Source organism: Chlorogloeopsis sp. ULAP01, assembly GCF_030381805.1.
GTDB lineage: Bacteria > Cyanobacteriota > Cyanobacteriia > Cyanobacteriales > Nostocaceae > Chlorogloeopsis.
Genome location: NZ_JAUDRH010000006.1, coordinates 159,070 through 171,848, shown reverse-complemented (window position 1 = coordinate 171,848; position 12,779 = coordinate 159,070). Strand labels below are relative to the sequence as shown.

11 protein-coding genes and 1 pseudogene are annotated in these 12,779 nt (G+C 43.2%); 5 read left to right on the top strand and 7 right to left on the bottom strand.

From position 1 onward, the window contains the following. Positions 1–146: 146 nt before the first annotated feature. From QUB80_RS13520 to gpmI, 4 genes are all read right to left on the bottom strand, one after another. Complete coding sequence (locus QUB80_RS13520; RefSeq protein WP_289790025.1) at positions 147–1,481, bottom strand: aromatic ring-hydroxylating dioxygenase subunit alpha; 1,335 nt, start codon at positions 1,479–1,481, stop codon at positions 147–149. A gap of 167 nt (positions 1,482–1,648) precedes the next feature. Then, on the bottom strand, positions 1,649–2,506 hold the full coding sequence (locus QUB80_RS13515; RefSeq protein WP_289790024.1) for a matrixin family metalloprotease: 858 nt from the start codon (positions 2,504–2,506) through the stop codon (positions 1,649–1,651). A gap of 18 nt (positions 2,507–2,524) precedes the next feature. Continuing rightward, positions 2,525–2,758: a preprotein translocase subunit SecG gene (gene secG / locus QUB80_RS13510; protein ID WP_289790023.1), complete on the bottom strand. Its 234-nt coding sequence runs from the start codon at positions 2,756–2,758 to the stop codon at positions 2,525–2,527. Between the two features lie 89 nt (positions 2,759–2,847). Beyond that, positions 2,848–4,446, bottom strand: a complete 1,599-nt coding sequence (gene gpmI / locus QUB80_RS13505) for a 2,3-bisphosphoglycerate-independent phosphoglycerate mutase (protein ID WP_289790022.1) — start codon at positions 4,444–4,446, stop codon at positions 2,848–2,850. An 89-nt stretch (positions 4,447–4,535) separates the two neighbouring features. Between gpmI and QUB80_RS13500 the strand changes: the two genes are divergently transcribed. After that, positions 4,536–4,994, top strand: coding sequence for a hypothetical protein (locus QUB80_RS13500; RefSeq protein WP_289790021.1), 459 nt, complete (start codon positions 4,536–4,538; stop codon positions 4,992–4,994). Between the two features lie 88 nt (positions 4,995–5,082). On the opposite strand, the gene QUB80_RS13495 is transcribed toward QUB80_RS13500, so the two are convergent. Beyond that, the gene (locus tag QUB80_RS13495) at positions 5,083–6,777 is read right to left on the bottom strand and encodes an ABC-F family ATP-binding cassette domain-containing protein (RefSeq protein ID WP_289790020.1); all 1,695 of its coding nucleotides are present in this window, start codon (positions 6,775–6,777) and stop codon (positions 5,083–5,085) included. A gap of 268 nt (positions 6,778–7,045) precedes the next feature. After that, positions 7,046–7,403: pseudogene (locus QUB80_RS13490) on the bottom strand (Rpn family recombination-promoting nuclease/putative transposase); the annotation flags it as partial. Between the two features lie 177 nt (positions 7,404–7,580). Between QUB80_RS13490 and QUB80_RS13485 the strand changes: the two are divergent. The 3 genes from QUB80_RS13485 to QUB80_RS13475 are packed head-to-tail and all read left to right on the top strand — an operon-like array spanning position 7,581 to position 9,925. Further along, positions 7,581–8,168 (top strand): IS607 family transposase, encoded by a 588-nt coding sequence (locus QUB80_RS13485; protein ID WP_502875298.1) that lies wholly within the window; start codon positions 7,581–7,583, stop codon positions 8,166–8,168. After that, positions 8,146–9,327, top strand: a complete 1,182-nt coding sequence (locus QUB80_RS13480) for an RNA-guided endonuclease InsQ/TnpB family protein (RefSeq protein ID WP_289790270.1) — start codon at positions 8,146–8,148, stop codon at positions 9,325–9,327. The genes QUB80_RS13485 and QUB80_RS13480 overlap by 23 nt, the downstream gene beginning before the upstream one ends. Beyond that, a complete protein-coding gene (locus QUB80_RS13475; RefSeq protein ID WP_336622321.1) occupies positions 9,293–9,925 on the top strand; it encodes a hypothetical protein in 633 nt (210 codons plus the stop codon). The genes QUB80_RS13480 and QUB80_RS13475 overlap by 35 nt, the downstream gene beginning before the upstream one ends. A gap of 19 nt (positions 9,926–9,944) precedes the next feature. On the opposite strand, the gene QUB80_RS13470 is transcribed toward QUB80_RS13475, so the two are convergent. Continuing rightward, positions 9,945–10,739, bottom strand: a complete 795-nt coding sequence (locus QUB80_RS13470) for an LmeA family phospholipid-binding protein (protein ID WP_289790268.1) — start codon at positions 10,737–10,739, stop codon at positions 9,945–9,947. Between the two features lie 475 nt (positions 10,740–11,214). On the opposite strand from QUB80_RS13470, the gene QUB80_RS13465 reads away from it, so the two are divergent. Further along, a complete protein-coding gene (locus tag QUB80_RS13465) occupies positions 11,215–12,759 on the top strand; it encodes an efflux RND transporter periplasmic adaptor subunit (protein ID WP_289790019.1) in 1,545 nt (514 codons plus the stop codon). Positions 12,760–12,779: the final 20 nt, after the last annotated feature.

Below are 12,779 nucleotides of genomic sequence, written 5' to 3'. Positions count from 1 at the left end.
TCTCGCTCTGAGAGGCTTTTTTATCTTAGAACTTACGCACTCAGATCCCCCAACCTCCTTAAAAAGGGGGTTAGGAGAGATCAGAGTTCCGCGCTTGGGTGCGTAAGTCCTATATCTGTTCCTCGTTTCCTGTTCCCTGTTCCCTTTTAATTTCGTTTTGCGTGTACGTAATCAACAAAATAAAATTTAGGAGTCAGCCATAACTTTAGCCAACCATAAACTACCAAACCGAGTAATGCGATCGCAACAAGAGGCAAACCAAACCTCAATCGCAGAGTATCAGGAAGTATGGCAACCCCAGAAATAGTCATCACAAAGTACGCAAAAAGAAAAGCTTGCAGGCGCTGTATGACTTTCAGCGCACCTCGACAGCTACTACACTGCCGGGTGTGTTGGCTGTAGCGATCCAAGACTACCTCGCGGCTTTCATTAATATTCAAGCTTTCTAGAACACTGATTCCAACTTCGCTCCACGGTAAACTACCGTGACAATATTTATCAAACCAACTCCTAAACTCAATTACCAAGCGATCTGCACTTGTCGGCAACTTGTAAGCATTTTTCCAGCTCGCAACTGATTGTTTTTGTTGGAGCAAGTACTCTTGTTGATGTAGAAGAATCATATCTCCATCAATAACCATATTGCGGTTCTTAATATGATCCCACCAACGCGGAGTGAGATAATGGAGCGTTTTGGCAAAGTTACGGGAGAACTGAGCTATAATTCTAGACTTACCCGGAGATACTGGAATACAGTAAGTAATTAGTCCGATCTGCTTTCCTGCATTTCCAAAACCAATAGCATATTCTAAACGGCAAGGTGGCTCAAACGTAATTTTGGTTTGGAAACCTCTAGAAGTAGTTGCCACAATCAAATCCACTGTTGATTCCTCAATTTCAATTGGAATCGGTTTTGCTTTGTTGCGATCGCCCTGCACTCCATGATGAGCAAAAGGAACATGACTCGGATCAGCCACATTCTCAACCAGTGTTTGCCAATCATATTCCAAATCACGTACAAAAGACGACCAAACAAAACCTTTGCTGGCGTTTATTTGAGGTGACAAAGGTAATGGTGTAGTGTCTGCCTGTTGTGCAGATTGAGGATCGAGCCAAACCCACAGCAAATCATTTTGTTGGCGACAAGGTAACGCCACCGCACACAAATTTTTTTTATTTTTAGTTACCAGTTCTGGATTTTCTGCCTGGGGAATGTGGGTACATATTCCTTGAGAATCAAATTGCCAGCCATGATAACTACACATTAGATTACCCGTCTGATCATCAACACGCCCTTCACTTAAAGGAGCCAAACGGTGAGGACATTGATCTAAAAATATTCGATAAGTTTCAGATGATTTTGGTTTCCAGATCACAAGATTAGTTCCCAAAATCGTTATAGCAGTTGGCAGTTGGGGATCAATATCTTCGATAGGTAATACAGGATACCAGTTTTGAAAAAATTTGAATTCAGATTGCATATTTCTTCTAAGATAGGGTACTAGTGATTGGGGATTGGGGATCGGGGATTGGGCAGTTAAATTTTGGATTTGGGATTGGAACTTCATCTAAAATCCAAAATCTAAAATCTAAAATTTAAGCCTCCCTAGTCCCTATTGATTCCTTCTGCCTACTGCCCCACCGAACTTCAAATCGCCGTGCGAGAGCGCTCTGAGTTCTCTCTGCCCTCTGCCTTCGGCAAAGTCCATCCCAAACTCGTTGGCTGTTCATACACTCGCTTCAGCGTATTTATATCTCTAGGAGAAATTGGCGGTGGATTACGAACTTGAGAAAAGTATAAAACATCACTTTCTGCTTGGCTGTGTCCCCAGATTCCCAGTGCATGACCTAATTCGTGGCGAACTGCTGCCAAAAGATATTTCCCTGTTTGACTAGGATGCAACAAGATGGTAAAGTAATGGTATAAAAAGTTTCCTTTTGTATATAAAAAGTAAGTAGTTAGCGCAGAACGTGCGCGAGGGAATTTATTACCTGGAGAAATCTGAAGTGGAGGAGCTTTCCGCAAAATTGTAATATCAGCCTCCTCTGATGTTTCTACTACTTGTAAAGGTAAATAGGTACTCCACTCTTGCACAGCTTGTAAAACTTCATTTACCCAAGTTTCAGCCTGCTTGGTGCTGATTACTGTTGGCATTTCTATGTAAACCGTAACAGGAAATTGCGACCAGACTAAATAGCCTACTTGTGTCGGTGCAACTTGGGAAAAGTAATCTCCACTGTTAGTGCGATCTTGCCACTGAGCTAGCGTGGTTGGTAAAGGATGGGTTTTTGGGGATGGCAAAGGGAGAGTGGGAGAGTGGGAAATGAGGGAATAAGTTTTGGTGCCTGTTGGATATTGCCCGTGTGTAAACATAGCAAAAGACTGCACGTTAATGAAGATAACGAGCAGTCCGGTGAGCATAACTAATCCTAAAAATGCCAGTAAACGCCGCCAAATAAAAATTTTTGGAGTCTTGGGTATCGGGTGTTGGGTTTTTCTTCCCATCTCCCTATCCCCCTACCCTTAACTAGGGAGCCAACCAGCACTTAAAACCACAGTTAAACCGAGAAAAATAACTGTCAATGCCCAAGTAACTCGGTTTAATGTATTTTCTGCACTCTTGGTGCTGCTAAACAACTGGGCTTGCCCACCGATAGCTCCAATACCATCACCTTTGGGGCTATGTAGTAACACAAGAACAACCAAAGCAATGGCAGAAAAAACCCAGATACCTTGTACGACGTTACTAACAGTCATGGTAGCAATATAAACGTAATGGATAATTATGAATTATAAATTATGAATTTTATTCAATTCTCATTCATAATTCATAACTTATTATTCTTCTACAGCCCAACCTGCACGGGAGTACGAGGCAATTGCACATCATACTCGGCAGAATCTACCAGCGATCGCCCTGTCATTTCTTGGGGTTGAGGAATCTGTAAAATCTCTAGAATAGTAGGGGCAATGTCGGCTAACTTACCATCGTTTCGCAAGGCAACATTTCCACCATGTCCGGGGATCTTTGCTTTTTCTCCTTCCACCACAATTAAGGGAACTGGGTTGGTAGTGTGAGCTGTCCAGGGATTACCTCCCTCATCTATCATATGTTCTGCGTTACCGTGGTCGGCAGTAATAATTGCTGTACCTCCAACTTTACTCACGCTTACCAGTAAGCGACCCAAACAGCTATCAACAGTTTCAATGGCTTTAATTGTGGCCTCAATTTGACCTGTGTGTCCTACCATGTCTGGGTTAGCGTAGTTAATCACAACAAGGGAGTAAATTTCCTTTTCAATTGCTGCTACTGCTACCTTTGTGACTGCTTCGGCTGACATTGTCGGTGCTTTGTCATAGGTGGCAACCATTGGACTGTTGACTAGTTCCCTGTCTTCGCCTGGAAAAGGTTCCTCTAGTCCGCCATTGAAGAAGTAGGTGACGTGGGCGTATTTTTCTGTTTCGGCAGTGCGAAACTGCTTGAGATCGTGTTGAGAAATCACTTCGCCCAAAATATTGCTGAGGTTCTGTGGTTCAAAAGCGACTGCAACTGCTAAGTCTGGATCGTACTGCGTAAAAGTAGCAAACTCTAGTGGAGTAATTTGCTGTCTTTCAAAACCGTTAAATTTCGAACTAACAAACGCTTGAGTCAGTTGTCTTGCGCGATCGGGGCGGAAATTGAAAAATATTACCCCATCTCCTGCTTCTACAGCTCCAGGTGCGATTCTGACTGGAACCACGAATTCATCTGTTACACCTTCTGCATAGGATGCTTGCAGAATTTCTAGAGCAGAACGATCGCTGCCGGGACTATCTTGTGTCATCACATCATAGGCGCGTTTAACGCGATCCCAACGGCGATCGCGATCCATTGCATAATACCGCCCGCTAAGGGTAACTATGCGTCCTACCCCAATGCGCTCTATGTAATTTTGGATCAGCGCAATTGCATTGACACCCTCTGTGGGAGCGGTATCTCGACCATCAGTGATGGCGTGTATGCAAATTTCTGATATTCCTTGAGCTTTAGCTAGATCAAGTAGTCCGAACAGATGGCTAACGTGCGAATGTACCCCACCCTCAGAACAAAGCCCGACTAAATGCAACTTGCCATTTTGACTTTTCACTCGTTGGCAAATGTTGACAAGTGCTGGATTTTGCAGGATGGAACCATCTTCAACTGCATCAGAAATGCGTACCAATTCTTGGGGTACAACCCTCCCAGCACCAATGTTCAAATGACCAACTTCAGAGTTGCCCATTTGACCCTCTGGCAACCCCACGGCTTTTCCTGATGTGCGGATAAGGGTGTGCGGATATGCTGCCCATAAGCTATCCATTACCGGAGTGTTAGCAGCGGCAATAGCATTTCCTTGTATCTCCTCGCAGTAGCCCCATCCGTCTAAAATGACTAGCACCACGGGAGCAACAGGTGCTTTGGTCATAATAAATTCGCCCTTTACTTTTTGTAATACCCGAATGATACCACTGCTAACCCCAGCCGCAAGTGAATTTCTGCTTACTAACTTCTTTTATGACGATTTTCCGATTTTTTAGACATTTCTTAAACTTTCGTAAACGTCTTCTCATTTATGTGGTGATTGGGGATTGGGGATTGGCAAGAAGAGGACACCAGACGTGGACAAGGAGACACGGAGATGAGGCAGTTGAGGCAGTTGAGGAAGTAATAAGAGTAAATTCTTCCCCATCTTCCCTATCTCCCTCATCTCCACTCGGACACTCTCCCACTCACGCCAGTCGCCACCCTACCTTCGGAACCCCTCCGGGGAACGGGAAGCCGCGCAAAGCGCGTCTACAAGTCGGGGAACCCTTACTTTCGCTTATCCGCCTTCGGCGTCTACGCCAGTCGCCTGTGGAGGAGGACAGTCCGTTGCCAACAGAAGCGCCGTGCAGGGGTTTCCCCCCAACCCCACTCCGTGGGGCCCCAAAGCCCCCCGTTGGGGGCGACTTCGGAGGGTCTCCCCCGTTGTAGGAACTGTCCGTTGCAAACCCTACCAAGAGCGCTGGCTCACCACGACGCTGGCTTCTCTTCAAGCGTCCCTAATCTAGTTCCTAGTCCCTCACTTCTTCTTGCCCGCAGCTTTAGCAGCTTTAGCAGCTTTCTTGGCAGCTTTTTCGGCAGCGATCGCCGCTAGTCTAGCTTGTTCTTTTTCTTCAGCAATTTTTTCTAGATAGTAGTGATAATCACCTAAATATACACGGAATTCCCCATCCCGAATTTCCACAATTTTATTTGCTACTTGAGAAATAAAATACCTATCGTGGGAGACAACAATTGCAGTTCCCTCGTAATTTTGCAGTGCTTCTTCCAGCATTTCCTTCGCTGGAATATCTAAATGGTTTGTTGGCTCATCTAAGATTAGTAAATTCGCTGGACGTAAAAGCATTTTTGCCAATGCCAAACGCGCCTTTTCTCCACCGCTAAGAGCAACAACTTTTTTAAACACCGTGTCACCACTGAACAAAAAGCGTCCCAGTAGTGTACGAACTTCTTCATTTTTCCAATCAGGGACTTCATCATGGATGGTTTCCACGACAGTTCTTTGTAAATCTAAAGCCTCTGCTTGGTTTTGCTCAAAGTAACCGGGGATCACGTTATGCTCGCCTAAGCTAACGCTACCTTCTGTGGGTTCTTCTATACCCATAATTAAGCGTAATAACGTAGATTTACCAGCACCATTGGGAGCGAGAAAAGCAATGCGATCGCCCCTTTCAATTAAGAGATTTGCTCCCAGGAATAAAATTTTGTCATCGTAAATATGAGTTAAATCCTTTATTTTTACAACATCCCGTCCGCTACGAGGTGCAGGTGGAAAACGGAAGTGCAATGTTTTGACTTCAAAGGTAGGTGCTTCAATACGCTCAATTTTTTCTAGTTGCTTTTCCCGGCTTTTGGCTTGAGTACTGCGAGTAGCACTAGCGCGGAACCTCTCAACAAACGCCTGCTGCTTCTCTAGTTCCTTTTGCTGGCGTTCGTAAGCAGACAATTGCGCTACTTGGTTTTCTGATTTTTGTTGCAAGTATGCAGAGTAATTACCAAGATAGGTGGTGGAAACACCACGTTCAGTTTCCACAATCTGGGTACACAGACGGTCAAGAAACTCCCGGTCATGGGAGACTATTACCATCGGTGTGGTTAATCCTTTTAGGTAATTTTCTAGCCACTCAATTGTTTCTAAATCTAGGTGGTTAGTTGGCTCATCTAATAGCAGCAAATCTGGTTCTTGCAGCAAAATTTTACCTAGATTCATCCGCATCTGCCAGCCACCACTAAAGGCGCTGACAAGGCGATCGCCATCCTCCGGCTCGAATCCCATTTCCGGCAATATTTTGCCAATGCGTGCCTCCAAACCGTAACCATCCAAAGCTTCAAACTGCCGTTGGAGACGATCCAATTTATTAATTAATTTTTCTAGTTCTTCTGGCGAAGCAGTTTGCATTTGGTGTTGCACTTGCACTAGAGACTGATTTACCTGGTTTGCCTCCTTAAAGACTGTCCAAAATTCCTCTTTGACTGTGCGAGAGGGATCAACATCAAATTCTTGGTTGAGGTAAGCTATGTGCAAACTGGCAGGACGAATAATTTCACCAGAGGACGGTTCAACCTCGCCAGTAATAATTTTAAGTTGTGTTGATTTTCCGGCACCATTGACACCAACTAAGCCAATGCGATCGCCAGATTTGACTTCCCAGTTGATATCCTTGAGGACTTCACCAGTCGGATAAATTTTACTGATATGTTCTAGTCGCAACATTGGGTGTCTCCAAGGTAGGCAATTAGCAGCGAAGGCAGACTCACGTCGAGTCCAATCTTAACAAAATTTAATTACAAGTTTGGCACAATCAATTCCTTGAAGACGGAGAAATATTTTGGCTAGCAATAGGCTGATAGCTGCTGCATCAACTTGATGATTGATTTTGTGAAGCTTTCCTGACTTGTTCGACTTCTAAACCTAATGCCTCTGCGATCTGTTCTACAGTTAATCCCCATGCCAATAGCCGAGGTACTGCTTCTAATTTGCCTTCTTGTTTAAATAATTCTCGGTAATGTTGTATATTCGACGTGTCTTTACTACTGCTGGGGAATATGAGCACACCACGCCAATCATTTTGTGGTAAGTTTTGCCGTAGGTATAGAAAGATTTCTGCAAATAGTCGGGCGTAAATATTTTGAATCAGCTTGAAACTGTACTTCAACAAAGTAAATAAGGTTTTCTTCGTCTGTGGGAAGAAATACACCATCAATTCTGAATGCTGTTTGTTTGATTTAAACTGAGGAAAATTGATAGGTGTTTGCCTCTTGTGTTGGTTCACCTATGAGTTCAAAAAAGATATCGGGAAATTCTTGAAAGAGACGATAGAAGATACTGTCAGTTTTCACAAAGTTGACAAGAAAAAGTTTTTTATATCTTGGCTATTTTACTAAAAACTTTAACATTACCTACTTTTAGCGAAATGATGCGATCGCACTACACTCAGAAGAGGTGGATTAAATAATTAATTTACCAGACATATCCGGACAATAGGTGATAATAGAACAATAATTGAGGTGAAACCTATTGTCAGATACGTCAGTCCCAAGGAAGCGTCGGAAATCCTTGGAGTCAATGAAAGAACACTCCGAAGATGGGAAGAAGCTGGGAAAATCCAAGCGATCAGAACACCTTCAGGGCAACGCAGATACAACGTTGATAATTACACAAGTAATGCCAAATCAACCGATAACCGCATCGTTGTTATCTACGCCAGAGTTAGTAGTCGCGCCCAACAGCCAGACCTCAATAGACAAATCGCTGCACTCAGCAACCTATACCCCCAAGCGGAAATCATCAGCGAAATTGGCGGAAGTCTCAACTTCAAAAGAAAGAAACTGCTCACCTTATTGGAACGAATTTTCAAAGGTGATATCAGAATGGTTGTCGTTGCCCACAAAGACAGGTTGGCAAGATTCGGCTTTGACTTGTTCAAATGGCTTTGTGATCAAAACAGGTGTGAACTCGTGGTACTCAACGAAACAAACCTTAGCCCAGAACGAGAAATGGTTGAAGATATCCTCGCAATCCTCCACTGTTTCAGTAGTAGATTGTACGGACTCAGAAAATACAAATCTCAAATCAAAGAAGATAAGGATCTACCCAGAAGCTGAACTTAATAAAGTTTGGCGTCAGTGGTTAGCAGCCTGTAGATATTGCTTTAATCAAGCGATTGCATTGCAGCTTAAGCGTAAAAAATTGAGCAAGTTAGAATTACGAAACAAAATAATGCAAGGCGACTTACCTGAATGGGTAAAAGACACACCTTGTCATATTAGGCAAAATGCTATTTTTGATGCTCATCGTGCATTCAAAGCTAGTAAAAATGCTAAATTTCGCAGTGTCCAAGATTATTCACAAGCTATAAAATTCAATGACTCAAACTTTAGTAAAGGCACATGGTATTCCTCCCTAACTAAAGGTTTGAAGTTTAAATCCTCTGAACCTATCCCTGATTGTAAGCAAGGTACACAACTTGTTTTCTGTAAAGGTCGTTGGTTTGGTGTGTTTCCTGTTTCAGCCAATTTACAGCCAACTGAGTCAACAGGAATGATTGCATTAGATCCAGGTGTTAGAACTTTTTTGACAGGCTTTGATGGTAATAAATTTGTTGAGTTTGGTAATGGTGATATTGGGCGAATTACTCGTTTATGTCAGCATTTGGATGACTTAACAAGTAGAATGAGCAAAGCTGTAAAGTGTCAGCGTAGACGCATGAGGCAAGCCGCTCATAAGATGAGGATTAAAATTCGGAATCTCATCGATGAGTGCCAAAAACAAACGGCTTGTTATTTAACTAGCAATTATCGAATCGTATTTTTACCTACTTTTGAGTCTTCCCAAATCGTAGCCAAAGCGTGTAGAAAGATTCGATCAAAAACTGCTAGAGCAATGCTGACATGGGCGCATTACAGATTCAAACAAACACTTAAACACCAAGCTAATTTGAGAAATTGCCAAGTCATTGACGTAACTGAAGAATATACATCAAAAACTTGTACAAAGTGTGGTCATATACACACTAAATTAGGTGGTTCTAAAGTGTTTAATTGCCCAAACTGTGGTCAATCTATACCACGAGATTTTAACGGTGCTTTTGGGATTCTCCTAAAAGCTTTGCGGGATACCGCCACTGTTACCTTTGAAGGTAACAGCGCTATCGTTACTCTGTCCGACAATTCCGGGCAAATGTCGCGTCAATGTATCAGTAACAATATGTACTTGGGGAGCATATGCTTTGACACAACGAACACCACGTCCCCCGATTCTTAAACCGAATGAGACGTATACTTTCCGCAGTTACTTTTTGATGAAATTTGCTCCGGCAGATATTCTCAAGGAGTTAGGAGCGAACTTGGTTAAGGATGCAATCAATTTACCAATTGCTGATTCAAGTCAATTTACTAGACTCCAAGACTTACGACAGCGTCTCGAAGAAGGAATTGCTCGTGTTAGCTTAACCAGTGAGGCAGCGCGACGTGAAGTCTTAATCGCTCCCATCCTCTTAGAAGTAGCACATATTACAGAGGCTACAGTAAACATTGAATACCCAATCGAGGTCGATCAGTACCTTAGAGGAGAATTAGACTACTATTTACAAGCAAAACACAGTGTACTGGTTGTAGAAGCAAAGCAAGCAGATATCACACGGGGATTTACCCAATTAGCAACTGAGTTGATTGCTCTCGATAGTTGGGTTGAGACAGAAGACTCAATTCTCTATGGTGCTGTGACAACAGGTGATATCTGGCAGTTTGGTAGTTTTCATCGCTCATCGCGGATGGTAACTCAGGATTTGATGCTGTATCGAGTTCCCACCGATTTAGAAGTATTGATGCAGATTTTGGTAGGGATTTTGACGCAAGCTTAGAAGAAGCGATCGCTCCTAATCAACTGCTACGAGGTATACGCTCAATCTCCGCATAACCACTAAAAATTAATCGTTTTCCCTCGGTTTCTAAACGGTTAAGCCGCATTTTCACTCCATCCAAATCAAAGCGATCTAAATCGACCATATTATCTAAAATTTCCGCTAGCGCCAGACTTAAGGTTTTAGACATTTCTCGATGTGCTTCTGGCACTTGCTCAAGTTCAACTTCCGGGTTTTGAAAAGAAATACGTCTGCGCCTTTCTACAGCTATGGTTACAGTCATGTTTAATGGCACGAGTTCACCGTTGTTTAAATCTGCTTTTGCCAAAAGTTTGAGGCGATTTTGGGGTAACAACTCCACCTGAATGTCACTAAAAGAGACTGGCTTCCCACCAGATAATGCTGACAAAGCAGGTAAAGATAAATTCACTAAACGATTTCTTACCAGTTCTGCCTGAAAAGATTGGTTGATACCTGCTTCTGATAATACGACTTGGGCGATCGCTTGTGTTGGTTGTTTCAAATTCAATTTGCCACTCAAAACAGAGCCAAAATCAATCGCAACTGCATCAGTTTCAAAGGACATTTCCTCGACTGCAAAATCTTTGCGAATCACTAAGCCACGACCACTCATTTTAAAACTGTCAATACTGCCTTGTAAGAGTTTGCTGGAGGGATAACAGCGGACAAAGACTTCTACTGACTCGCTTTTGGTGAATAGGTGGCGAATCGTTTGGCTAGCAACGGTGTTGAGCATCCGCTCTCCCCAGTCGGTGCCTTTGGGATCTGTTAAACCTGTAAGTCCGCCGAACATTTGAGTTGATGCCTCTAGAAGTTCTTTGTATTTTTGTAACAAATTGTGAAGGATGCAGCAAGTGTTTGTCGATTGATTGTGCTGATAGATGGGTCAAGATATCCAATTAGATCTCAGCAAAATTTATGACTTAGGTCATGTATAAAATTGGGACTTTCGCATCATACACTTGCACCAGAGCGAATTATACGATGTTAGTTGCAGCCATAGTGGGTCGTCACAATGAGCAAATTTAAGCCAGCATTCGTCAAAGTTTAGATAAAAGCTTCCAATCGAGATATCGTTTCTTCTGGAGAATTACAAGACTTAAGTATATGGTGACATCAAACTTCCCAAGGGGAACATTTTAGAAATAGATAATTGAAATAACACAGATTAAAAAAATTACAACTCTAGGGCTACCACAATCCAGTGACCTTGAATTCTTGCAGCAGTACCTCTGTAGTAGCCATCACTCCTAAACACAAAAGGATAAATGAAAATTGATACCCCACACTCCTTAGATACATCAAATTTCCTTCCAGAAGCAAAGAAAAAGAAAAGAACTGGTTGGCTATCTTGGCTGCTCATTCTTTTGCTTTTAGGTGGAGTTGGTTTTGCTGTATATCGTCAACTGGTTATTGTTCCCAATCGAAATGCAAAACAAAGGGTTTTAACTGCTCCTGTCCAAAGGCAGAGCTTACCAATTGCAGTTTCCGCCAATGGTACAGTTAAGCCCGAACGCTCGATTAACGTTAGCCCTAAAGAATCAGGCGTACTTAAAGCATTGTTAGTGAAAGAAGGAGATACAGTTAAACAAGGGCAAATACTTGCTCAAATGGATGATTCTGATTTGCAAGGGCAACTCACCCAAGCACAAGGACAACTAGCACAAGCACAAGCGAACCTACAAAAGGCGATCGCAGGCAATCGTCCTCAGGATATTGGACAGGCACAAGCACAATTAGACGAGGCTAGAGCGAACTTGCAAAGGGCGATCGCAGGCAATCGTCCTCAGGATATTGGACAAGCTGAAGCGCGTTTAAACAATGCTCAAGCCACTTTGACAAAGGCAGAAGATAATTTCCGCCGCAACCAGCAACTTTACAATGCGGGAGCTATTTCCCTTCAGGCTTTAAACCAAGCACGTGCAGATCGTGACAGTGTACAAGCTACGGTGAATGAAGCGCAGCAGGCATTGGCATTGCAAAAAGCAGGATCGCGTTCAGAGGATATTGAACAACTGAGGGCAGTAGTAAGGCAAAGAGAACAAGCCCTGGCACTCCTCAAAGCTGGAACGCGCCAAGAAGATATTGACGCAGCTCAAGCTCAGGTAACTTCTGCTCGCGGTTCGCTGCAAACGATCCAAACAAAAATCAATGACACTGTACTGAGAGCGCCTTTTGATGGTGTTGTTACTCAAAAGTACGCCGATCCCGGTGCTTTTGTGACGCCAACAACCTCAGGCAGTGATGTTTCCTCAGCAACCTCTTCTTCGATATTGTCTTTAGCTTCTACAAATCAGGTTGTCGCAAATCTAGCTGAGACAAATATTTCCAAAATACGTCTGGGGCAAAAAGTCATGATTAGAGCAGATGCCTTCCCAGGCAAAACTTTTGAGGGTAAAGTCAGTCAAATTGCTGCTCAGGCGACAGTAGAACAAAATGTTACTAGTTTTCAAGTCAAAATTTCTATTGTCTCTGACTCCCAAAATCTACTGCGCTCAGGGATGAATGTGGAAGCAGATTTCCAAGTTGGTCAATTGCAAAATGCTATTGTTGTGCCAACAGCAGCAGTTGTGCGTCGGCAAGGAAGCACAGGTGTATTCGTTACAGGAGTGGGTAACGAAGCCGTATTTACCCCTATTAAAACTGGTGCCACAGCCAACAACTTTACAGAAGTCAAATCTGGATTGCAAGGAACTGAGAGGGTATTACTTAGCTTTCCACCAGGCTCACGACCGCAATCAACACCGCGAGGCGGAGTCTTTCCTGGTATGGGAGGTGGTTCTGGTGGTGGTCGAGGTGGCAGATCTCTGTAAAATAGGTTTTAAATGCAGCT